The sequence below is a fragment of the Prochlorococcus marinus str. MIT 0918 genome, from assembly GCF_027359415.1.
GTDB lineage: Bacteria > Cyanobacteriota > Cyanobacteriia > PCC-6307 > Cyanobiaceae > Prochlorococcus_E > Prochlorococcus_E marinus_C.
Window position 1 is genome coordinate 1,208,661 of sequence record NZ_CP114780.1, and the last position, 23,190, is coordinate 1,231,850.

At 35.5% G+C, this 23,190-nt stretch carries 19 protein-coding genes; 14 read left to right on the top strand and 5 right to left on the bottom strand.

What is annotated here, in order from left to right:
- Positions 1 to 93: 93 nt before the first annotated feature.
- From O5636_RS06645 to O5636_RS06665, 5 genes are all read left to right on the top strand, one after another.
- Positions 94 to 1,758 (top strand): CTP synthase, encoded by a 1,665-nt coding sequence (locus tag O5636_RS06645; RefSeq protein WP_269622028.1) that lies wholly within the window; start codon positions 94 to 96, stop codon positions 1,756 to 1,758.
- Positions 1,755 to 2,435, top strand: a complete 681-nt coding sequence (locus O5636_RS06650) for a 7-carboxy-7-deazaguanine synthase QueE (RefSeq protein ID WP_269622029.1) — start codon at positions 1,755 to 1,757, stop codon at positions 2,433 to 2,435. The genes O5636_RS06645 and O5636_RS06650 overlap by 4 nt, the downstream gene beginning before the upstream one ends.
- Before the next feature lie 66 nt (positions 2,436 to 2,501).
- Positions 2,502 to 3,173 (top strand): 7-cyano-7-deazaguanine synthase QueC, encoded by a 672-nt coding sequence (gene queC, locus O5636_RS06655; RefSeq protein WP_269622030.1) that lies wholly within the window; start codon positions 2,502 to 2,504, stop codon positions 3,171 to 3,173.
- A gap of 12 nt (positions 3,174 to 3,185) precedes the next feature.
- A complete protein-coding gene (locus O5636_RS06660) occupies positions 3,186 to 4,508 on the top strand; it encodes an anthranilate synthase component I family protein (RefSeq protein WP_269622031.1) in 1,323 nt (440 codons plus the stop codon).
- Positions 4,509 to 4,514: 6 nt separating this feature from the next.
- Complete coding sequence (locus O5636_RS06665; protein WP_269622032.1) at positions 4,515 to 5,345, top strand: aminotransferase class IV; 831 nt, start codon at positions 4,515 to 4,517, stop codon at positions 5,343 to 5,345.
- Here O5636_RS06665 and cobA read toward each other — a convergent pair.
- Entirely contained in the window at positions 5,342 to 6,127 is a 786-nt protein-coding gene (cobA, locus tag O5636_RS06670; protein WP_269622033.1) for a uroporphyrinogen-III C-methyltransferase, read from the bottom strand. The two genes, O5636_RS06665 and cobA, sit on opposite strands and share 4 nt — an antisense overlap.
- On the opposite strand from cobA, the gene O5636_RS06675 reads away from it, so the two are divergent.
- Complete coding sequence (locus O5636_RS06675) at positions 6,126 to 7,184, top strand: anthranilate phosphoribosyltransferase family protein (RefSeq protein ID WP_269622034.1); 1,059 nt, start codon at positions 6,126 to 6,128, stop codon at positions 7,182 to 7,184. The genes cobA and O5636_RS06675 overlap by 2 nt on opposite strands.
- A gap of 10 nt (positions 7,185 to 7,194) precedes the next feature.
- On the opposite strand, the gene O5636_RS06680 is transcribed toward O5636_RS06675, so the two are convergent.
- Positions 7,195 to 7,674 carry a GNAT family N-acetyltransferase gene (locus O5636_RS06680; RefSeq protein WP_332299702.1) on the bottom strand — a complete coding sequence of 160 codons (480 nt, stop codon included), beginning with the start codon at positions 7,672 to 7,674 and terminating at the stop codon, positions 7,195 to 7,197.
- Between the two features lie 53 nt (positions 7,675 to 7,727).
- Between O5636_RS06680 and O5636_RS06685 the strand changes: the two genes are divergently transcribed.
- From O5636_RS06685 to O5636_RS06700, 4 genes are all read left to right on the top strand, one after another.
- Entirely contained in the window at positions 7,728 to 8,990 is a 1,263-nt protein-coding gene (locus tag O5636_RS06685) for an MFS transporter (protein WP_269622035.1), read from the top strand.
- An 86-nt stretch (positions 8,991 to 9,076) separates the two neighbouring features.
- Positions 9,077 to 11,194, top strand: coding sequence for a polyphosphate kinase 1 (gene ppk1 / locus O5636_RS06690; RefSeq protein ID WP_269622036.1), 2,118 nt, complete (start codon positions 9,077 to 9,079; stop codon positions 11,192 to 11,194).
- 168 nt (positions 11,195 to 11,362) lie between these two features.
- The gene (locus O5636_RS06695) at positions 11,363 to 12,388 is read left to right on the top strand and encodes an RpoD/SigA family RNA polymerase sigma factor (protein ID WP_269622037.1); all 1,026 of its coding nucleotides are present in this window, start codon (positions 11,363 to 11,365) and stop codon (positions 12,386 to 12,388) included.
- 57 nt (positions 12,389 to 12,445) lie between these two features.
- Positions 12,446 to 13,048, top strand: coding sequence for a dolichol kinase (locus O5636_RS06700; RefSeq protein ID WP_332299703.1), 603 nt, complete (start codon positions 12,446 to 12,448; stop codon positions 13,046 to 13,048).
- A 2-nt stretch (positions 13,049 to 13,050) separates the two neighbouring features.
- On the opposite strand, the gene O5636_RS06705 is transcribed toward O5636_RS06700, so the two are convergent.
- Entirely contained in the window at positions 13,051 to 14,124 is a 1,074-nt protein-coding gene (locus O5636_RS06705) for a 3-deoxy-7-phosphoheptulonate synthase (RefSeq protein WP_269622038.1), read from the bottom strand.
- A 154-nt stretch (positions 14,125 to 14,278) separates the two neighbouring features.
- Between O5636_RS06705 and acnB the strand changes: the two genes are divergently transcribed.
- Genes acnB through O5636_RS06720 form a run of 3 tightly spaced genes read left to right on the top strand, consistent with a single transcriptional unit; the run spans position 14,279 to position 19,882 of the window.
- Positions 14,279 to 16,888, top strand: a complete 2,610-nt coding sequence (gene acnB, locus O5636_RS06710) for a bifunctional aconitate hydratase 2/2-methylisocitrate dehydratase (RefSeq protein ID WP_269622039.1) — start codon at positions 14,279 to 14,281, stop codon at positions 16,886 to 16,888.
- A 4-nt stretch (positions 16,889 to 16,892) separates the two neighbouring features.
- Positions 16,893 to 18,263, top strand: coding sequence for a ClC family H(+)/Cl(-) exchange transporter (locus O5636_RS06715; protein WP_269622040.1), 1,371 nt, complete (start codon positions 16,893 to 16,895; stop codon positions 18,261 to 18,263).
- A 59-nt stretch (positions 18,264 to 18,322) separates the two neighbouring features.
- Entirely contained in the window at positions 18,323 to 19,882 is a 1,560-nt protein-coding gene (locus tag O5636_RS06720) for a B12-binding domain-containing radical SAM protein (RefSeq protein WP_420063792.1), read from the top strand.
- Here the strand turns inward: O5636_RS06720 and O5636_RS06725 are convergent.
- Both O5636_RS06725 and purU read right to left on the bottom strand, forming a co-directional pair.
- The gene (locus tag O5636_RS06725) at positions 19,851 to 21,152 is read right to left on the bottom strand and encodes an O-antigen ligase family protein (protein WP_269622042.1); all 1,302 of its coding nucleotides are present in this window, start codon (positions 21,150 to 21,152) and stop codon (positions 19,851 to 19,853) included. The two genes, O5636_RS06720 and O5636_RS06725, sit on opposite strands and share 32 nt — an antisense overlap.
- Positions 21,149 to 22,003 (bottom strand): formyltetrahydrofolate deformylase, encoded by an 855-nt coding sequence (purU, locus tag O5636_RS06730; protein WP_269622043.1) that lies wholly within the window; start codon positions 22,001 to 22,003, stop codon positions 21,149 to 21,151. The genes O5636_RS06725 and purU overlap by 4 nt, the downstream gene beginning before the upstream one ends.
- A 77-nt stretch (positions 22,004 to 22,080) precedes the next feature.
- Here purU and O5636_RS06735 point away from each other — a divergent pair, with 77 nt between their 5' ends.
- Positions 22,081 to 23,187: an NAD(P)/FAD-dependent oxidoreductase gene (locus tag O5636_RS06735; RefSeq protein ID WP_269622045.1), complete on the top strand. Its 1,107-nt coding sequence runs from the start codon at positions 22,081 to 22,083 to the stop codon at positions 23,185 to 23,187.
- Positions 23,188 to 23,190 lie beyond the last annotated feature (3 nt).

Consider the following 23,190-nt stretch of genomic DNA (forward strand, 5'->3'; position numbering starts at 1 on the left):
TACAGCAAAAATATCTTCTCATTTATTCTAAAAATATTAATTTTCTTGGTTTTATCAAAGATCGAGTTAATTTAAAGGATACAAAGAATATCAATGACAAAATTTGTCTTCATTACTGGAGGAGTTGTTTCAAGCATCGGTAAAGGAATTGTTGCTGCAAGTCTTGGGCGTCTACTCAAATCAAGAGGATATAGCGTATCAATTTTAAAATTAGATCCATATTTAAACGTTGATCCAGGGACTATGAGCCCTTTTCAACATGGAGAAGTTTTTGTGACAGAGGATGGAGCAGAAACAGACTTGGACTTAGGCCATTATGAACGATTCACTGATACTGCTTTATCACGCTTGAATAGTGTCACTACTGGATCAATCTATCAATCAGTAATCAATAAAGAAAGACGTGGAGACTATGAAGGCAGAACAGTTCAGGTTATACCTCATATCACAAAAGAAATTCGAGAAAGAATACATCGTGTAGGAGCAAATAGTCATGCAGATATTATTATCACTGAAATTGGCGGAACTGTTGGAGATATTGAATCACTTCCATTTTTAGAAGCAATTCGAGAATTCAAAGGAGATGTTGAAAGAAATGATATTGCCTATGTTCACGTTACACTTTTACCTTTCATCAACACCTCTGGTGAGCTTAAAACCAAACCCACTCAACATTCAGTAAAAGAATTACGTTCAATAGGCATTCAACCAGATGTATTGGTTTGCAGAAGTGATAGAGAAATCACTAAAGAATTAAAGAATAAAATAAGTGGTTTTTGCGGTGTTAATAACAATGCTGTTATTCAAGCTTTAGATGCAGACAGTATTTACTCAGTTCCTCTTTCTTTAAAGCAAGAAGGATTATGTAGAGAAATACTGCAGATCCTCAATCTAACTAATCATGAATGTGATTTAAAAGAATGGGAAAGATTAATACATCAATTACGTAACCCTGGTCCATCAGTCAAAGTAGCTCTTGTAGGGAAATATATTCAATTAAATGATGCTTATCTTTCTGTCGTAGAAGCCTTACGCCATGCTTGTATTGAAAACAATGCCTCTTTAGATATTCATTGGATTTCAGCAGAAAGGATAGAAGCAGAAGGTCCAGAAGATCTTTTAAAAGGTATAGATGCAATAGTAGTTCCTGGAGGATTTGGACATAGAGGTGTTAATGGAAAAATTACTGCTATTAAATGGGCTAGAGAACAAAGAATCCCTTTTCTTGGTTTATGCCTAGGAATGCAATGTGCTGTCATCGAATGGGCTAGGAATGTTGCTGGCTTAGAGGGTGCAACTAGCTCGGAATTAGATCCCAACACGAAACATCCTGTTATTCACTTACTGCCAGAGCAACAAGATGTAATGGATCTAGGGGGAACAATGAGACTAGGTGTGTACCCTTGTCGACTCACCTCAAATACATTAGGGCAAAAGTTATATTCAGAAGAAGTTGTTTATGAGCGACATCGACATCGGTATGAATTTAATAACTCCTATAGAAATCTTTTTCTTGAATCTGGATACACTATTAGTGGAACATCTCCTGATGGTAGATTAATAGAGTTAATCGAATTAAAAACTCATCCATTTTTTACAGCATGTCAATACCATCCTGAATTCTTATCTAGGCCAGGAAAACCACACCCTTTATTTAAAGGGCTCATTAAAGCAGCTCAATTACGTTTGCCTAGCACACCACAAGAAGCATTAAAGCAATCAAATAATGCAATCAAAAGTTCGAGAGGCAATGAATGAGTTCTATACTTCCAGTTGTGGAGACATTTCATTCTCTGCAAGGAGAAGGATTGCATTTTGGAAAAAGCGCATTCTTTATCCGCCTAGGAGGGTGCACAGTAGGCTGTCCTTGGTGTGACACAAAAGAATCATGGCCTATCCGATCTCAAAAACAAATATCTACATCAGATCTTGCAAAAGAAGTAAAATTCGCCCAATCAAAAGGAGCAGAGTTTGTAGTTCTCACCGGAGGAGAACCGTTGCATCATAACCTAAACAAATTATGTAGAGAAATCAAAGCTCTTACAACTCGTAAAGAAAGCAATCCAATAGCAATACACCTAGAAACAAGTGGAGTTAATGCTATCTCCGGTGCAATCAATTGGATCACTCTTTCTCCAAAAATCCATTGTCATCCTAAAAAATCACTTCTTTTAGCATGTGACGAATTAAAAGTAGTCATTCATAGAAAAGAAGATCTAGCCTTTGCAGAAGAAATGGCAAAATTAGCCAAAAATGAAAAGCAAACAGCTTATCAAACAGTTACTTATAAAAAACAAGATATTCTCGAACCACATCTATTTCTTCAGCCTGGATGGAATAGCAAAGAAGGAACAAGACTTACAATTGAATATATTAAAAAACATCCTCAATGGAGACTCAGCCTTCAAACTCACAAATGGTTAGAGATTCTTTAATATTAGGGTTCTGCAACTATAGTTATCACTTGATTCAAAGTAATTAAAATTAGTATCCATAAATCAATGCAATTAATAACCAAACCTACAGCGATTACATTATTATCTGGAGGATTAGATTCTGCTACTGCTACTGCTATTGCTCTTGAAAAAGGTAACAATGTTATTGGCTTATCGTTTAATTATGGACAAAGGCATAAACGTGAATTAAAGGCTGCTCAAACACTCGCTAAACACTTTAAGTTATTAGAGCATCATATAATTGATATTAACTTATCAACTTGGGGCGGATCTTCTTTAACTGATCTCAAACAATCAATACCTCATCAAGGTGTTCAAAAAGGAGTTATTCCTAATACATACGTTCCTTGCAGAAATACTGTTTTTATAGCTATTGGTCTTAGTCTAGCTGAGGCTAAACAAGCAAATCAATTAGTACTTGGCATAAACGCAATGGATTACTCAGGCTATCCAGATTGTCGACCTGATTACCTAAAGCAATATCAAAATCTTGCAAATCTTGGAAGTAAAACTGGTAGGGAAGGTAAAGGAACTAAACTGTGGGCACCATTAATTCACTGGAATAAGCTTAAAATAATTCAAGAGGCTATAAGGCTTAGTGTACCTATTGAACAAACATGGAGTTGTTACAATGGTAGAGATAAAGAATGTGGAGTATGTGATAGTTGTCGAATACGCAATGATGCTCTTATGAAAGCCGGCTATTTAAATTTGTAGAGCATTAACTAAATGAGTAGTCTTCTAAGAGAACGTTGCAACTGGATTGATCCACTTATTGTTGCAAAAAAATTAGTGCAGCATTATGGAGAGCCTGGGCTAGTTTGGTTAGATAGTGATGGCAGTAAAAATGGGCGCTGGGTGATACTAGGTGCTGATCCAATTGAACATATTTGTAGCCATGGCTTGCCAAGCAGTTCACGCTCTCAAAACCCTTTTGAATTATTAAGAAAAATTGATTCAGGCCATTGGAGTGGTTGGCTGAGTTATGAAGCAGGCGCTTGGATTGAACCTAATAATCCTTGGAAACAAGACTCAATGGCTATGTTATGGATGGCCAGACACGATCCTATTTTCAAATTTGATTTATATAGGAATGAGCTATGGATAGAAGGAGTTGACCATACAAGATTTCTTACATTTTTGAACTTATTAAAAGATATATCCTCTAATGAATCACTAACCAATGCAACTAAATCTCAATCAATCCCAGAACAAAATTGGGAGTGGACAATGGATGAAAGTGAATATAGTAAAAAAGTAGCCATTCTAAAAAATTACATTAAAGAAGGAGATATCTTTCAAGCGAATCTCTCTACAAGCTGTATAACAAAAATACCTTTAAATCTTTCAGTTATTGATCTATTCCAAAAACTCAGAAATTATTGTCCTGCTCCATTTTCAGGTTTAGTTGTTGCAACAGGCAATGCGATTGGTGAAGCAGTAATATCTACATCACCTGAACGTTTCCTTAAGGTTTTACCAAATAAGGTAGTAGAAACTAGTCCAATCAAAGGTACAAGACCACGAAGTTCTAGTCCTCAAAAGGATGCTGACTTAGCCGCTGATTTAGTTAGTAGTATAAAAGATAGAGCAGAAAATATTATGATTGTAGATTTACTAAGAAATGATATAGGAAAAGTTTGCAAGCCAGGAACAATCAAGGTTACACAATTAGTTGGCTTAGAAAGTTATGCTCAAGTACACCATTTAACTTCCATTATTCAAGGAAAATTAAACCATAACAAAACATGGGTAGACCTTTTAGAATCATGTTGGCCAGGTGGGTCAATTACAGGTGCTCCAAAAATAAGAGCCTGCAAACGTTTATATGAAATGGAACCTATCGCAAGAGGACCATATTGTGGGTCTTTCTTACATCTAGATTGGAATGGTCAATTTGATAGCAATATTCTCATACGTTCTCTTTTGAAGGATCAATCCAACTTAAGAGTTCATGCTGGATGTGGCATTGTCGCTGATTCAGATCCCTCTAATGAAGCCGAAGAGTTGAATTGGAAACTAAAGCCTCTTATAAAAGCATTAGAACAATAATTTTTGATGAGCAATATTAGTTGGCTTGATGGTTATTGGCTTAGTGATTCTGAGGTTGAATTACCAATTAGAGATCGAGGAGTAACTTTAGGTGATGGTATCTTCGAAACGATTCTAATTCTCAAAGGCACACCTCAATTACTTACTAATCACCTACAACGTTGGACAAAAAGTTCAATTTTACTTGGAATGGAACCACCTCCAAAAGAAGAGACTTTAATTCCATTAATTAATGAAGCTATTATTCGTGCATCATTGTCGCAAAAAAATGGGGTTCTTAGACTTAACTGGAGTAGAGGTAGTAATCAGAATAGGGGTATTAATTATTTAAATAAAGATCATGAAGCACCTAATCATAGATTTTGGTTCGAACTTAATGAATACAATCCTTCGTTTACTCCAATCTCTACAAAAATTAGTTGTTATGAACGAAGAAATGCCAACAGCAGATTGAGTCAATGTAAGACTTTTTCCTATCTTCAATCTATTCAAGCTCGTAGTGAGTCTCAACTACATGGATATGATGATGCCTTACTATTAAGCACGAATGGTGAGCTCTCATGCGGAACTACTGCTAACATAATAATTCTTAGAAGAAATCAGTGGTTAACTCCACGAATGGAAAGTGGGTGCCTTCCTGGTGTCATGAGAGAACAAGGGTTAAAAAAAGGAATCATAAAAGAAGCAAAAATTTCACCTACACCTAAAAATGATGATCAATGGATATTAATTAATAGTCTGAGCTGCCATCCAATCACAAAAGTAAATAACATTGACCTCAAAAGGTATAACAATGTAGAAAAGCTGTGGCGAACATTATTAATAGTCAACCATTAAAAAGAAATAGGCATAGTAACATTTGCTGGTGGTGGTGCACATGAGGTTATTTGAAAATTAATTATCTCGCCAATGATCACTATTGATGGTGAAGTGAATTGCTGTTTTTCTACTTCCTTGACCAACATTTCTAAAGAAGTTGTTAAACACCTTTGTCCAATAACTGTAGCTTGTTGAATAACCGCTGATGGAGTCTTTGGAGAAAGACCAGCTAATAATAATTCATTGACGATATAACTCAGATTATGAACTCCCATATAAATCACCAAACTATGGCTTGCTTTTGCAAGAGACCTCCAATTAACAAGAGGGCGTTTTTTATCAATGCCCTCATGACCAGTAACAAAGGTAACTGAACTACCTGCAAGACGATGCGTAAGTGGAATACCGAAATACGTCGAGGCTGCCATACCAGAAGTAATCCCAGGAACAACTTCTACAGAAACTCCATGTTTTTTCAAATAAGCTGCCTCTTCTCCACCTCGACCAAAAACAAAAGGATCTCCACCTTTTAACCGAACCACAAAATGATTACTATGGGCTAACTCTAAAAGCAGTTTATTAGTCTTAAATTGAGGAGTCGAATGATGACCTTTTCTTTTTCCTACAAAAATGCACTTACATCCATCTTTTACTACTTCAAGAATTTCATGAGGAACTAAAGCATCATATACAAGAACATCGCATTGACTAAGCAGCCTATATGCCTTAACAGTTAACAAGTCAGGGTCTCCAGGGCCAGACCCTACTAAGTAAACAGTCCCTAGCTGCCGATCGTTCATGAACAAAACATCTGCCAATAAAGAACGCTTCAAAAGCTACTTACGCAAAATAGGTAGTGGAGAACACACTAGCCGAGGAATGACACGAGAAGAATCAGCAGATGCTCTCCAACTAATGCTTCAAGGTGATCCTAGTCCTGCTCAAATTGGAGCATTTATGATTGCTCACCGTATTAGACGGCCAGAACCAATAGAACTTGCTGGAATGATAGATACCTATAACAATCTAGGGCCAAAAATATATTCAGGCAAAAATAAATGCCGACCACTTTCATTTGGCATGCCATTTGATGGAAGAAATAAAACAGCACCCATATATCCATTAACCTCGTTATTACTAATAGATGCATCACAACCAGTTATTCTTCATGGTTCAGGAAGAATGCCTGTTAAGTATGGAATTACAACTCAAGAATTATTTAATGAACTTGGACTCAAACTAGGAGAGTTAAATATAAACAAAGTACAAGAAGGTTTTGATAAGTATGGTTTAGCATTTATCTATCAACCAAATCATTTTCCTATTGCAGATAGCCTTATTAACTATAGAGAAGAGATTGGTAAAAGACCTCCAATAGCTAGTATGGAATTAGTTTGGTCAGCTCACAGAGGTGAGCATATGATAATCTCAGGTTTTGTTCATTCGCCAACTGAAAAAAGACATGTCCAAGTATTTGATATTTTAAATGAAGAAAATTTTTTACTGATTAAAGGTTTAGAAGGAAGTATAGATATTCCAAGAAGTAGAACAATAATATCTACATTTTCTAAAATGAAAGAGAAGACACGTTTAAAACTTAATCCTGAAGAGTATTCACTTAAAGGGAAAGACTGTGATTTTATGAATCTAAACAAATGGCGATCTAGTTGTTTTGCAGCGATAGAAGATGGTACAGGACCTTTATATAAATCACTATTATGGAATGCAGGGATATATTTCTGGATTTCTGGATTAACAGCTAATATTTCTGAAGGCATACACAAAGCAGAGCAAGCTATCAAATCAGGTTCAGTAAAAAATACTCTGAACAAATTGATAGAGTGGGGTAAAGAATAAAGTTAGGAAATTAATAATTCAAGGATTTTTCCATCCGATATCGATCAAAAACAACTCCTGCAATTAAAATCTTTTCAGAATATTTTTTCTTCCAACCAGACTTTAAAAATAAAGGGTAACTAAACAAACTGGCTTCTGTAAAGATTTTTTTTATACCCTCATTATAAGCATCCATTTCAACCCTAAAAAGAAGATTAGTTGCATAGCCTTTTCTTGTAGAACGTCCACGACAATAAAGAAGAGCTAAACGATTCGATGGATATCTAATTGCAAATGCTTCAACCTTATTTTCAGCACAGACTAGCCAACCTATACCTTCTTTTAACGGTCGATCTAAAACTCCTGGCAACCAAGCCAATGACGCCCATGCTTTGATTTGCTCTTTAGTATACAAAGATAAACCCTGCGAATAGATAGCATCAAAATAGACCTCCCTCATATCATCAATGTCATCATTGCTAATCGGTCTAATTTGCAGAGTAAAATTCAAATGATTTACATGAATTAATAATGAATCACACTTTATTGGATTGTTAAAGCATTATGCCTAATTTTGCATTGCACAAACTTAAAGTCCCTACACTTTTAAGTGCTTTTATTACTTTGTTAAATGATCGCTTAGGGGAAACTATCGTTTTCCCCTTGCTCCCCTTTCTACTAGATCGTTTTACAAATAGTGGTAGTACCTTAGGTCTATTAGCGGGTACTTATGCAATATCACAATTTGCTGTCGCACCGTTAATTGGAGCACTTAGTGATCGCTTTGGGAGGAAACCGATAATCATTGCCTGTGTAGCGGGATCTGTAATAGGACTAAGTCTCTTTGCTATAACAATTAGCTTGAATTGGGAAAAAATTCTTCCTGGGACAACAATGGGCATTCCTCTATTATTTTTATTTTTAGCAAGAGTGATTGATGGAATCAGTGGTGGTACTGCAACTACTGCAACGGCAATACTAGCAGATATATCTACTCCCGAAAATCGTGCCAAGACATTTGGACTGATAGGTGTTGCTTTTGGCTTGGGCTTTTTACTCGGACCTGGCCTAGGAACAACTCTTGCACAATATAATGTTAATTTACCTGTTTGGGCAGCAACTGGATTCGCATTGTTGAATTTAAGCTTAGTCACATGGTTTTTACCTGAAACACACCCAAAATCAGCAAGGAGTAAATTACCTAGAAAAAGAGAATTAAATCCAATTACACAACTAAGTTTGGTTTTCCAACAATCATCCTTACGTCGACTATGCCTGGCATTCTTTCTCTTCTTTATGGCGTTTAATGGATTTACTGCAATTTTAGTACTTTACTTAAAGCAATCTTTTCATTGGACTCCAGAAATGGCAAGTCTCACCTTTGTAGTTGTTGGAATTGTTGCAATGATAGTTCAAGGAGGCTTAATTGGTCCATTAGTAAAGACGTTTGGAGAATTAAAATTAACTCTATCTGGAATTGGATTTGTAATAGTTGGGTGCATACTTTTACCAATTGCTAATAAAAATAATGCTATTCCAACAGTGTTTACTGCTGTAGCAATCCTTGCTCTAGGAACAGGTTTAGTCACTCCGTGCCTTAGAGCTCTTATTTCTAGAAAGCTAAATGCAAGTAATCAAGGAGCAATACTTGGAAGTTTGCAAGGACTTCAAAGTTTAGGCACTTTCATAGGAGCAGCAACTGCAGGGATCAGTTATGACTTGCTAGGAGCAAAAAGTCCTTTCTATGGCACGACACTTCTATTAATCGTTGTTATAGCATTAATATCAACTCGCTCACTTACGGAAAGAACAAGATACAAAGTCTAAAAGGGATTAAGTAAATGTTATTATTAAAAAATAATTGGGAATTAATCATTCATTAAACTAACCCTCATTGAAAATCAGAGAAGGAAATGGCTGAGAAATTAAAACATACAGACGACTATATAAATAGAGAGTTAAGTTGGCTCGACTTCAATACAAGAGTGCTTGAAAAAGCATTAGACCCAAAAACACCTCTATTAGAACAAGCAAAATTCAGTGCGATTTTTAGTAATAATTTAGACGAATTTTTTATGGTAAGAGTGGCTTCACTAAAATCACAAGTTGAAGCTGATATCAATAAACAAAGTGAGGATGGTAAAACACCTGAAGAACAATTGAAAATGATAAGAGAAAAGCTGATTCCTATACTAATAAAACAAGAAGATCACTATGAAAATTACTTAAAAAATGCTTTAAAAAAAGAATCTATTTATATAGTTGATTATAAAAAATTAAATTGTCGCCAACAAAATTGGGCTAATAACTATTTCAAAACAGCTATATTTCCTGTTCTTACGCCATTGGCTGTAGATCAATCCCACCCATTTCCTTTTGTAAGCAATTTAAGTTTAAATATTGCAGTAATTGTTTGTGATCCAGATACGAAAAAAAAGCAATTTTCAAGAGTAAAAATACCACAAAAAACAATGAATAGATTTATTACTATTCCCAATGAATTAAGTGAAAAGAAAACTAAGCCATTCTTTTACACAGTCCCTATTGAAGAGATAATAGCTGCAAATCTTAGTATGTTATTTCCTGGTATGGATATTGAAGAGTTTTCTTTTTTTCGCGTTACAAGAGATGCAGACCTAGAGCTTCGTGACATAGAAGCAGATGATTTAATGATCGCTATAGAGGAAGGACTCAGGAAAAGGCGTATGGGAGGAGAAATAGTAAGGCTAGAAGTTTCTAAAAATATGCCCAAAATAATATTAGAATTGCTATTAGAAGGAATGTCTATTGACAAAAAAGATTTATATGAAAATAAATCCTTATTAGCACTTGATGAATTAATTCAATTATCAAAAATCAATCATCCAAAACTTCAATATAAAACTAAACAAGGCAGTATACATACATTATTAAAAAACAGTCAAAAGCGCCTAATTGAGGCGAAATCAATTGAGCAAAATAAATTCCAAAATATTTTCTCTGTAATTAGGAAAACTGACATACTTCTGCACCACCCATATCATCAATTCACCAGTTCTGTAGAAGAGTTTATTCAACAATCTGCAGATGATCCATTCGTAATGGGAATAAAAATGACTCTTTATAGAGTTTCTAAAGACTCAGAAATTATTAACGCACTTATAAGAGCATCCGAGAATGGTAAACAAGTAATGGCCCTAGTTGAATTAAAAGCACGATTTGACGAAGATAATAATATTCAATGGGCTAAACAACTTGAAAAATCTGGTGTTCATGTTGTTTATGGTGTACTTGGTTTAAAAACACATACAAAAATAGCCTTGGTTATAAGAAAAGAAAAAGAACGATTGCGTACATATTTTCATATTGGTACAGGCAACTATAATTCCAAGACAGCTAAACAATATACGGATCTAGGATTACTATCGATTGAACAAGAATTAGGCCAAGATTTAGTAGAGCTTTTTAATTACTTAACAGGCTACTCAAAGCAACAACACTATAGAAAATTATTAGTAGCTCCAATATCACTTCGACAAGGTACAGAATTTCTAATAAATAGGGAAATTAACAATGTAAAGAATGGGAAAAAAGGTCTAATCAAAGCAAAGATGAATGCTCTTGTTGACCCTAATATAATTAAATTACTATATCAAGCTTCTGAAGTAGGAGTAAAAATAGAACTAATTATTAGGGGCATGTGTTGTTTATACCCACAAGAAAAAGGTCTTAGTGAAAATATTAAAGTAATTAGCATTATAGGAAGATATCTAGAGCACTCTCGCATATTTTGGTTTTATAATGATAACAATCCAGAAGTTTTTATAGGAAGCGCAGATTGGATGCGAAGAAATTTAGATAGAAGAGTAGAAGCAGTTACTCCAATAGAACAGCCCAATTTAAAAAAAGAACTGGAAAACCTTTTAAATATTTATTTGGAAGACAATGTTGACTCTTGGGAAATGCAACATGATGGAAAATATATCAAAAAGAAAGACAAGAAAGAAATCCTATGCGCACAAACTAACTTGCAAAATTTTACTGAAAAATAGATACACCTCTAAGCCAGCCTAAAATGGAAAGCTAATGGGTCTTAATACCTAATTAAGTGCCTTTTTAAACAATTTAAAGCAATTAATAAAAAAGATTTGTGTAATTCACTGTTATTTTCCATAACAGTGCTAAGTTCTTTCTAAATATAAATATAGGAGGCCAGGGTGATGGGGATCCCTCTGGAATCTGTAAAAGGTGATTCTGCATCACCATCAGAAACAGTTGTTCTGCCGAACACATCCAAAGACCAGAAACAAAACAGGTCGACATCTACGGTCAACTCCAATAGTCGTGGACGGCCCAATGGTCGATTAGGCACTGATTCAATAGCATTTTATCTAAGTAGTATTGGGAGAGTTCCTTTACTAACCGCTGCAGAAGAAATAGAGCTTGCTCATCATGTTCAAAAAATGAAGGAATTGTTAGATGTTCCTAAAGAGAATATTTCACCTCGCCAACGCCATCAAATCCGTATGGGTAAACGTGCAAGAGATAGGATGATGGCCGCAAACTTGAGACTTGTTGTTAGTGTTGCTAAGAAATATCAAAATCAAGGTTTAGAGCTACTTGATTTAGTCCAGGAAGGAGCAATTGGACTAGAAAGAGCAGTAGACAAATTTGACCCAGCAATGGGCTATAAATTTTCTACGTATGCATATTGGTGGATAAGACAAGGAATGACTCGTGCAATTGACAACAGTGCTCGAACTATTCGACTTCCAATACATATCAGCGAAAAATTATCAAAAATGCGTCGAATTACTAGAGAATTAACTCATCGATTGGGAAGACAGCCTAACAGGAATGAACTTGCAGAGGCCTTGGACATGGAGCCTAAAGATTTAGAAGATCTAATTTCACAGAGTGCACCCTGTGCATCTCTAGACTCACATGCTAGAGGTGAAGAAGATCGGAGTACCTTAGGGGAATTAATACCTGATCCAAATTCTAATGAGCCTATGGAAGGAATGGATAGGAATATGCAAAAAGAACATTTAGGTGGGTGGTTATCACAATTAAATGAAAGAGAGCAGAAAATTATGCGGTTAAGATTTGGACTTGATGGAGAAGAGCCTTTAACCCTTGCAGAAATTGGTAGACAAATAAATGTCTCTAGAGAAAGAGTACGGCAACTAGAAGCAAAAGCTATTCTAAAATTGAGAGTAATGACTACTCATCAAAAAGCAGCTTAAAATAGTTTGAATAACGTCTACTCAAGTCTAATATTGATCGGATGGTTAAGTACAATCTTGAGTCTAAGCGTTGGTTTAAAAAAACTTTTTCCTCAAGAAAAAGAATTAGGTCGTAAAATTGTTCATATGGGAACTGGGCCTATCATACCTTTAGCATGGTGGTTAGATATTCCTTCAAAAATTGCAATTCCAGCAGCTACTGTTATTACAATTGGGCTATTAATTAATTACCAATTCAGATTCATCGCCTCAATTGAATCGATCGACAGAAAAAGTTTTGGTACAATTGCATATGGTTTGAGCATTACTCTATTACTAATTTTCTTTTGGCCCAATAATGCTGCTGCTATTACAGCAGGTGTTCTTGTTATGGCATTTGGAGATGGTTTGGCAGGGTTAATTGGTCGGAAAATAATATCTCCTAGTTGGATGATTTTAAACCAAAAAAAATCAATGGTTGGAACTTTTACTATGGCAATAGGGACAGGAATAGTTTTATACAGTATTAATCAATTATCTGGTATAAATTTATCTATGTTAGATATTTTTATTATAACATCTATTGCCGTAATATTGGAGCAAATAAGTCCATTAGGAATTGACAATATCACAGTTCCAATAGGTGTTGCCTTATGTTGGCAGTATTTTATAAATCACTAATTTTATACGGCAACTGCTCCAGCTAACTCTTCAAGAAGTTGTTCAGTTGAATGTAAATCAATACAAGCATCTGTGATGCTTTGCCCATACACAAGATTGGATAAATCTTTTGGAATCTTTTGATTGCCTTCTACTAAATGACTTTCAATCATAACTCCCATTACATGAGGCGAACCATTGCTAACCTGGCTTGCAACCTCTCGAAGTACATCACCTTGCTTCCTAAAATCCTTGTTTGAATTGCCATGACTACAGTCAATCATAACCTTCTCAATAGAACCAGAATTAGAAAGCTCTTTAGCAACTTGACTGACTGACTCAGAGTCATAATTAGTCCCATGGCTACCTCCCCTTAAAACCAAATGACCATCTGGATTACCAGTAGTGCTAATAATTGATGCATTACCTTCTCTATTAATGCCTAAAAAATGATGTGGTTTAGATGCAGCTTTCATTGCATTAATAGCAATAGAAATAGACCCATCTGTACCATTCTTATACCCAATTGGCATTGATAGGCCAGAAGCCATTTCCCTATGGGTTTGACTTTCAGTAGTCCTTGCACCAATTGCTGTCCAACTAATTAAATCTGCAATGTATTGAGGAACAACCGGGTCCAATAATTCTGTTGCGGTAGGTAGACCTAAATGCGCTAAATGCAAAAGCAACGATCTTGCTCTTCTTAAACCAGTATTCATATCATAAGAACCATCTAAATGAGGATCATTGATCAGTCCTTTCCATCCTGTTGTCGTTCTAGGTTTTTCAAAATAGACCCGCATTACTATTTCAAGCTTCTCAAAAAAACGTTTTCGCAACAATAACAACTGATTTGCATAATCCTTAGCAGCATTCATATCATGAACTGAGCAAGGTCCCACAATTACCAATAAGCGAGAATCTTCTCCCTTAAGAATCGATTGAATTCTGTGTCGAGTTTTAGAAACAAGCTCTGCTGAGGACTTATCCAGTGGTAAATCACGATGGAGTGAAAGAGGAGCAAGCAAAGGTCTAGTCTCCACAATATGAAGATCAGAAGTTTGATCAGCCATATTAAAATCTGTTGAATAAACCATTAATCACCCCCTCATACATAGAAGATTAAAGAAAATAGAAATTACATACATTACGAACATGTGCATTTCTGCATCTATCTACACTCAAAATTAGATTATATAAAAACACAATAAAGTAAAACCCTTGTCTTTGAAAGAAACTGGAATGAACCCAATGATTAAAAATTATCAGCAGGAAGCAGAAGCAAGATCACTGCAAGGGATTCCTCCATTACCGTTAAATCCTGAACAAACACATGAACTAACAGAATTATTAGAAAAACCAGTTATAGATACCAAAAAAGACTTTTTATTAAATCTACTGAAAAATCGAGTTCCTCCAGGCGTCGATAAAGCTTCTTATATAAAAGCCACCTGGCTTAGCTCAGTAGCTCAAGGAACAGTTGTCAGCCCTTATATCAACTCTAATGAATCAACAAGGCTTTTAGGAACAATGATGGGTGGATACAATGTTTCGGCGCTAATTCAATTACTAAGTAATAAAAACAAAGAAATAGCAAGTATTGCTGCTGAAAGTCTCAGCAACACATTATTAATCTACGATGCACTCAATGATGTAATGGAGCTGGCAGAAAGCAATAATGCCTTTGCAAAACAAATTGTACAAAGCTGGGCAGAAGCAGAGTGGTTCACTAGTAAAGCAAAATTACCAAAAGCAATTACTGTCACTGTATTCAAAGTAGAGGGGGAAACCAATACCGACGACCTTTCACCAGCAACACATGCAACTACTAGACCTGATATACCATTGCATGCACTTGCCATGCTTGAAACTAGAGTCCCTGAAGGTCTTCAAACAATTCTTTCATTAAAAGAAAAAGGACATCCTCTTGCCTACGTAGGCGATGTAGTAGGAACAGGAAGCTCTAGAAAGTCTGCTATAAACTCTGTGCTTTGGCATATTGGAAAAGATATTCCATATGTTCCTAATAAGCGATCTGGAGGAATAATTATTGGTGGAAAAATTGCACCTATTTTTTTCAATACAGCCGAAGATTCAGGCGCATTACCTATAGAATGTGATGTTAGTCAATTAGCAACTGGCGATGTAATTACAATCTTTCCTTATGAAGGAATTATTACAAGAGCTGATGAAACAAATAAAGAACCATTAGCTTCCTTTAATTTAAAGCCTTCCACAATACTTGATGAAGTACAAGCAGGTGGACGCATCCCATTAATGATTGGAAGGTCACTAACTGACAAAGTACGTGAAAAATTAAAGTTACCACCTTCAATAGTTTTTATTAGGCCAGGAAAAATAGAAAATGAAGGTGCAATAGGGTTTACACAAGCACAAAAAATTGTAGGCAAAGCTTGTGGTTTGCCTGGTATCAAACCTGGTACAAATTGTGAGCCAATTATGACAACAGTTGGTAGCCAAGATACAACTGGGCCAATGACAAGAGATGAAATGAAAGAACTCGCATGTCTTGGCTTCTCAGCAGATTTAGTTATGCAAAGCTTTTGCCATACAGCAGCATATCCTAAACCAGTAGATATTAAGACCCAAAAAGAATTACCTGATTTTTTTGCTGAAAGAGGAGGAGTAGCACTCAAACCAGGTGATGGGATTATCCATAGTTGGCTAAACAGAATGCTTCTACCTGACACAGTAGGAACTGGTGGAGATAGCCATACAAGATTTCCACTAGGTATTTCCTTTCCAGGAGGATCTGGAATAGTTGCATTTGCCGCTGCTATTGGTGCAATGCCACTTGATATGCCAGAGTCAGTATTAGTTCAATTCAAAGGTAATCTTCAAGCGGGAATTACATTAAGGGATGTAGTCAATGCCATTCCTTTAATAGCAATTCAAAAAGGATTATTAACAGTAGGCAAAGAAAATAAAATCAATGTCTTTAACGGCAAGATTATGGAAATAGAAGGGTTGCCAAATCTTAAGCTCGAACAAGCTTTTGAATTAACTGATGCAAGCGCTGAAAGGTCATGTGCTGGCTGTTCAATTCAACTTTCTCAAGAAACCATTTCTGAATATATTACTAGTAATATTTCATTACTAAAAAATATGATTGCTAGAGGATACAAAGATGCACGAACTTTAGGTAGACGTATTACAGAAATGGAAAAATGGTTAAAAGAACCAAATCTAATCAAAGCAGATTCGAATGCAGTTTATTCGGATACAATAGACATTAACCTAGATGAATTACTAGAACCAGTATTGGCATGTCCAAATGATCCTGACAATGTAAAAATTCTGAGTCAAGTTGCAGGTACACCTATCCAAGAAGTGTTTATAGGTTCATGTATGACAAATATTGGACATTATAGAGCTGCTGCAAAAATCCTAGAAAATGCTGGAATGATTAATGCAAGACTTTGGATTTGTCCACCTACCCGTATGGACGAAGAAGTTTTAAAAGAAGAAGGGTATTACAAAATTTTTGAGGATGCTGGAAGCAGAATGGAAATGCCTGGCTGTTCACTATGCATGGGAAACCAAGCAAGAGTAGAAGACAATACAACTGTATTCTCTACAAGTACTAGAAACTTTAATAATAGACTTGGTAAAGGAGCTCAGGTGTTTTTAGGCAGTGCAGAATTAGCGGCAGTATGCGCTCTTCTAGGACGTATCCCAACAGTAATCGAATATAAAGAAATAGCGGCAACAAAAATCAATCCACTATCCGAAACATTATATAAATATCTTAATTTTAATGAGATTAAGGACTTTGAACAAAAAGGTCAGATTATTAGTCTAGAAGTTCAAAAAGAATTTTTAAATTCTACTGTTCAATAATCTAATGCAAAATACTAATCTACAAATCAACTCGAGCAAAAGCATTAGAAGATTATTACGTCAACGATGGCTGGTTGTTGTACTAGCTTTAATACTTACAGGTCTAGGGGCAGCGTTAACAGGAGTATTGTTTAAAGCAGGAATTCATACCTTAGACGTCTGGCGATTAAATCTTCTCAAACAACAGCCATCATGGATGGTTTTACCAATATTAGGAGGTCTAGGAGGACTACTATCAGGATCGATAATCACGAAGTTTGCACCTGCAGCCGGAGGATCAGGAGTAACGCATATCATGGCGTATCTTCGACATAGACAGGTGCCAATGGGATTAAGAGTTGGCTTAGTAAAATTAATATCGGGAATCATTGCAATCGGTAGTGGTTTTCCTCTTGGTCCTGAAGGGCCAGCTGTACAAATGGGAGGATCTGTGGCATGGCAAATGGCTGAATGGCTGAAAGCTCCTAGAGCTTTTAGGCGTGTAATTGTTGCTGCAGGTGGTGGTGCAGGAATTGCAGCAATTTTTAGTGCGCCAATCGGAGGCTTTATTTATGCCATTGAAGAATTACTCAACTCTGCAAGACCGGTAGTACTTCTATTAGTTGTTATAACAACATTCTGGGCTGATACATGGGCAGATGTACTGCAAAACTTTGGACTTACAAACCATACAGGAGGTTTTGATCAAAGCCTAGGTTTTTCTATTGAGCGAGAATATACACCTCTCATACACTTTCTCCCTATTGACTTTGGATATCTTATTGCTTTAGGTATAATTGTAGGAATCCTAGCTGAATTGTATTGTCAATATGTTTTAGTAATGCAACGAAATGGAAATAGATGGTTTAAAAATAAATTAATTTTTAGGATGTCCATGAGTGGATTGATATTAGGCATCTTTTATTCATTTCTTCCAGAAGAATTTCACCATGTAGGAGAATTGCAAAATTTAATCGCAGTAGGCAATGCAAACATTTCTTTGGCTTTGGGTACTTTTGTTGTTTTGTTCATTAGTACAGGACTTGCTGCTGCATCAGGTGCCCCAGGAGGTTTGTTTTTTCCAATGCTTACATTAGGTGGATGCATAGGGTTAGCATGTGGAAATTGGGTAGAATTATTAACAGGCCATGTACCAAGTACATATATTTTTGCAGGCATGGGTGCATTTGTATCTGCATGCTCAAGAACACCAATTACAGCAATGTTTCTTGCATTTGCTCTGACAAAAGATTTGCTAATGCTCAAACCTGTTTTAATTGCTTGTATTGCTAGTTTTTTAATAGCTCGACTATTTAATGAGGAATCAATATATGAAAGGCAAATTAAAGTAGAAGCAAATGAACAAATGCAGAACCCATCATTACCTATCACTTAATTCTGAAAAAAGAAACTCTTCTTTTTAAGCCAAATGTTCCTGAGAGCAATGCTCTTAGAATCACATTGGCTTTCCCAAATAAATATGCAATAGGAATTACTAGTCTTGGGTATCAAATTATTTGGGCAACACTTGCCCAACGAAAAGATGTAGATGTTAGAAGACTATTTACCGATCAAAGTGATATACCTCATCGAAGTAATGATTTATTTGGGATTTCACTTAGTTGGGAATTAGATGGTCCAGTATTACTTGATCTATTAGAAAAAAACAAAATTCCTATTTGGAGTAATGAAAGATCAGATCAAGATCCAATAGTATTTGGTGGTGGGCAAGTACTAACAGCAAATCCAGAGCCATTTGCTCCGTTTTTAGATGTAGTTCTCTTGGGTGATGGAGAAAATCTAATGCCGACATTTATCAATAAAATGAATACAATCAAGGATCTATCCCGGTTTAATAAGTTAAAAGAACTTGCACAAATACCAGGAATTTACATACCCATTTTTTATCAACCCCAATACGACAATAATGGCAAACTTCTAACAATTAAACCAATAACTCATGAAATTCCAGAAACAATTACTAAACAAACATGGAAACAAAATACATTAAGCCATTCAACTGTTATTACACCTGATGCCGCATGGCCAAACATACATATGGTAGAAGTAGTTCGAAGTTGCCCAGAGTTATGTAGATTTTGTTTAGCAAGCTATCTTAATCTCCCTTTTCGAACTTCTTCAGTAGAGGGAAGTCTCATTCCAGCCATAGAAAAAGGTTTTGCAATAACTAAACGTATAGGGTTGCTAGGCGCTTCTGTGACACAACATCCAGAATTTGAAGAATTAATAGATTGGTTAAATAACGACCATTTTAATGATATGAGACTAAGTTTAAGCTCTGTCCGTGCAACAACAGTTAATCCCAAGCTAACTAAATTACTATCTCGACGTAATAGTAAATCAATCACAATTGCAATAGAAAGTGGTAGTGAAAAAATTAGAGACATAATCAATAAAAAAATAACTGAGGAAGAAATATTGACAGCTGCTAAATATGCAAAAGAAGGAGGTCTAAAGGGTCTCAAGCTTTATGGCATGGTTGGCTTACCCCAAGAAAATGAAGACGATATTGAAGCGACTATCAAATTATTAATAAAACTAAAAGATCAAAATCCTGGCCTTCGAATCACTTTTGGTGTTAGCACGTTTGTTCCTAAAGCACATACCCCATTCCAATGGTTTGGAGTACGAGCAGAAGCAAAAAATAGACTAAAAAAACTGACAAAATATTTAAAACCAAAGGGGATACAATTCCGGCCAGAAAGCTATGGCTGGAGTATTATTCAAGCTCTTATCTCACGTAGCGATAGAAGATTAGCCCAGGTAATTCCATTAGTACGTGGTTCACACAATAGTCTGGGAGGATGGAAGCAAGCATACAAAATTATTCAAGAAAAAAACACCAACTCAAAATCAAAAGAACAACTGCCTTCATGGGAAGATGTAATTCATAGTCAATGGGATCATGAACAAGTTTTACCTTGGGCGCATCTGCTAGGACCTTTGCAGTCAAAACAGCTAATTAATCATCAAAAGAAGGCTTTGGAGCTTTAGGAGTTATTAAACAGCGCAATCCTGACAAGAAGATCCATCCAGCGAGATTAATACGGCTATCAAACATAGGCATATCGGAAGCATGTAAAAAGACAAGCGTAAAAGTAGCAGCCCACCAAGCCCTATCAAATACGCTCTGTCTATCGTGATATACCGTTAAAAAGCATTTTTTAAAAGAGATAATTAAAAGGACTAATATCATGCTGACCAACAGAATTGCCACTGGCAAACCATGCGCAACAACTAGCTCAAGGGGCAAATTATGAGCATGTCCATGCCAAATACCTTGTCTCAGTGGATAAATAATGGAGAAAGCAGCTGCTCCATATCCAAACCAAGGCTTTTGAAAAAATAAATTAATCGCTTCTTTCCATTGAAAAATTCTAGTAGTCTCTAAAGGCCGTGAACCATTTGAAGAAAGAGAGATATCTGCTAACCGTGTCCATATTCCTTCTGGGACTATTTTTCTAGCAAACAATTGCAATTCAAAAGGAACTATTGGCAAAACAGCAAAAACAACTGGCAATAATAACGTAAACAATAAAGGAATAAGCCAAAACCAAGTAGCAGAACCTAATACAAAAGGAATGGATAAAACCATGCCACCCCAAGCGTTTCTAGAATTAGTTAATATCAATGCAATACAAATTGACATGCCAAATAAAAAAGCAACTCCCCTTTTTACCCAATTGAGCGAAGGTTGTAATAAAAATGCCAACGCAATTGGCCAAACGAAAGCCAACCATGCACCAGTGATATTTGCATAATTAAATAAGCCAGACAAACGGCCTAAAGGTTGGCCACCAGGAGCAACAAACCAAATAATTAAGCCATTCAAAGCAACCCAAGGGCCACTCCATCCAAGCCATACTTGCCCTAATCCAGTAACAACAACAGGCACACTTCCTGCTAGCAACAAAAGACTGGCTTTCCTTCTATTATCAACAGATAAAAGGTATGGTTGGAACCCCCAAAAGCACCAAAAAAATGGAATCCAATTGACAAGCCCAATCCAAGCAAGCCAACCAGAATATGCCCTAAAACAACCTAATACCATTAAAAAAGCTGCTATGAGTAATGGATAATTCCATTTATCATGTAAATAGACATTAAATCTGTGAGAACTAGATATAATCAAAGAAAATAATAAAAATATCGCTGATATAAATGCACTAGATGCTAAAAATAATAAACCAATGTGAAAACAATTTAATCCAATTTTATCTATTTGATAAAGATTGAAGATCTTAGAAAAAGAAATATTTTTCATGCAAAAATAGCAGTGCGCCCTTGATAAATAATAACCTGTCTACACAAATGTAATCGCAAAGCTTGAGAAAGTGCCATTCGCTCAGTATCTCTACCCTTCCGAATGAGGTCTTCGACCTCATCACGATGACTAATATGTGCAATGGTTTGAGCAATTATTGGCCCATCATCTAAATCTTCAGTAACATAATGAGCAGTTGCACCAATTAACTTAACACCACGTTGCCATGCTCTATGGTAAGGCTTAGCACCTTTAAAAGCAGGTAAAAAAGAATGATGTATATTAATAATGTTTGGAAATAATTTAAGAAATTCTCCACTGAGAATTTGCATATATTTTGCTAAGACGATTAAATCAATTTTATAATCAAATAGTGTATCTAAAATAATTTTTTCCGATTCTAATTTATTTTCTTTATTTATAGATATAAATTTAAAGTCAACACAAAATTGTCTGCAAATCTTCTCTAAATCCTTATGGTTAGAGATAATCAAAGGTACAGACATGTTCATTTCTTGATTATTCACACGCCAAAGTAAGTCAACAAGGCAATGACTTTGCCGACTCACAAAAATTGCAACTCTAGGGTGCTCATCAGAAAAATATACTTTGGCGGTACCACCTAAAAAAGATGCTAAATCATCAATTTCTTTTTTTATAGATAATCTAGGAACATTAAAACCTTGCAAGTCCCATTCGAGTCTACTCAAAAATAATCCAGCACCTTCATCTGTATGATGATCAGCATGGCGAATATTTCCATTATTCTTCGCTATCCAACCTGACAATTCACTGACAAGTCCGGAACGATCAGGACATATAAACTGCAAAACGACACTTGTTAAAGCCAAGAAATTAAAATGAACTCATTATCTATTTATAACAACTAATAACTACATCAACATCAAGAATAAAGCACTAAACAAACATGATTAAAAATCATAATCCAAATTGCAAAGATATTGGAATCATAGGAGGTGGAGTCATTGGTGCTACAACTGCTTTTTATTTAGCAAAAGCAGGTCACAATATTCATATCTTTGATCCTGAGCTAAACCAACCAATATTAACCACTAATTCATTAACAGGTACTAAAGCTTCATTAGGAATAATTATGGGCAATATCTTTCGAAGATCATCAGGTCGAAGCTGGAAGCTGAGACAGCGAAGCATGGCATTATGGCCAAATTTAATTCGAGAGATCTCTACATCAAAATATTCATTCAATATAGAAACACCATTAATTCAATTAGCAACTTCATATAAAGAAGCAGAGTTAATGAAAGGTTTAGCAGATAAAAGATTTGACTTAGGACTAAAAGTATTAGATAAAAATGACAAAGGTCCTCAAGAAAGAATTTGGCCAACTAATCTATATGGAGGACTGATTTCAGAAAAAGATGGAAGAATTAATCCATTAAAATTACTATATAATCTTTTTATTTATTTAAAAAAGTTGAAAGTAGTTAGTGTAAATAAAAATGTTTCTTTCTTAACAAGGCAATTAACCAATAATCAAGTTATATGGAATATTCATTTGGATAATGATAAAAAATTTCAAAAAGATATAGTTATTATTTGTGCAGCTTTAGGGAGTGAGCATTTATTAAAAAAATTTGGTTATAAAATACCTCTAGAGCCTATACTTGGACAAGGACTAGAACTTAATATTAAAGAAGTAAGTGGGGATTGGAATGAATGGCCAAGTGTACTTATAAGTAATGGAGTAGCTTTAATTCCTCAAACAAAAAATAAGCTTCTGATGGGAGCAACAATTGAACCTGGAATAAAGCCCAGCGAAATCCATCTCGAAGAAATGCTAAAAATGAATGGCATTGCTCCTCACTGGATAAAAACTGCACAAATAAGTAATCATTGGTTTGGAGTCAGAGCAAAACCTAAAAACCGACCAGCTCCTGTCTTAGAAGTATTAGAAAAAGGATTAATTATTAATGCAGCCCATTATAGAAATGGAATTCTCTTAGCTCCAGCATGTGCTGAATGGGTACTCAGCCAAATAGAAAATGTCCCCTAATTA

What these genes read in the sequence shown, in the direction of transcription:
- acnB (WP_269622039.1), top strand. Translation starts at nt 14,279, where the DNA reads ATGATTAAAAATTATCAGCAGGAAGCAGAAGCAAGATCACTGCAAGGG.
- O5636_RS06725 (WP_269622042.1), bottom strand. Translation starts at nt 21,152, where the DNA reads ATGAAAAATATTTCTTTTTCTAAGATCTTCAATCTTTATCAAATAGAT.
- O5636_RS06695 (WP_269622037.1), top strand. Translation starts at nt 11,363, where the DNA reads ATGGGGATCCCTCTGGAATCTGTAAAAGGTGATTCTGCATCACCATCA.
- O5636_RS06705 (WP_269622038.1), bottom strand. Translation starts at nt 14,124, where the DNA reads ATGGTTTATTCAACAGATTTTAATATGGCTGATCAAACTTCTGATCTT.
- O5636_RS06645 (WP_269622028.1), top strand. Translation starts at nt 94, where the DNA reads ATGACAAAATTTGTCTTCATTACTGGAGGAGTTGTTTCAAGCATCGGT.
- O5636_RS06685 (WP_269622035.1), top strand. Translation starts at nt 7,728, where the DNA reads ATGCCTAATTTTGCATTGCACAAACTTAAAGTCCCTACACTTTTAAGT.
- O5636_RS06665 (WP_269622032.1), top strand. Translation starts at nt 4,515, where the DNA reads ATGAGCAATATTAGTTGGCTTGATGGTTATTGGCTTAGTGATTCTGAG.
- O5636_RS06660 (WP_269622031.1), top strand. Translation starts at nt 3,186, where the DNA reads ATGAGTAGTCTTCTAAGAGAACGTTGCAACTGGATTGATCCACTTATT.
- O5636_RS06735 (WP_269622045.1), top strand. Translation starts at nt 22,081, where the DNA reads ATGATTAAAAATCATAATCCAAATTGCAAAGATATTGGAATCATAGGA.
- O5636_RS06650 (WP_269622029.1), top strand. Translation starts at nt 1,755, where the DNA reads ATGAGTTCTATACTTCCAGTTGTGGAGACATTTCATTCTCTGCAAGGA.
- ppk1 (WP_269622036.1), top strand. Translation starts at nt 9,077, where the DNA reads ATGGCTGAGAAATTAAAACATACAGACGACTATATAAATAGAGAGTTA.
- queC (WP_269622030.1), top strand. Translation starts at nt 2,502, where the DNA reads ATGCAATTAATAACCAAACCTACAGCGATTACATTATTATCTGGAGGA.
- O5636_RS06675 (WP_269622034.1), top strand. Translation starts at nt 6,126, where the DNA reads ATGAACAAAACATCTGCCAATAAAGAACGCTTCAAAAGCTACTTACGC.
- cobA (WP_269622033.1), bottom strand. Translation starts at nt 6,127, where the DNA reads ATGAACGATCGGCAGCTAGGGACTGTTTACTTAGTAGGGTCTGGCCCT.
- O5636_RS06715 (WP_269622040.1), top strand. Translation starts at nt 16,893, where the DNA reads ATGCAAAATACTAATCTACAAATCAACTCGAGCAAAAGCATTAGAAGA.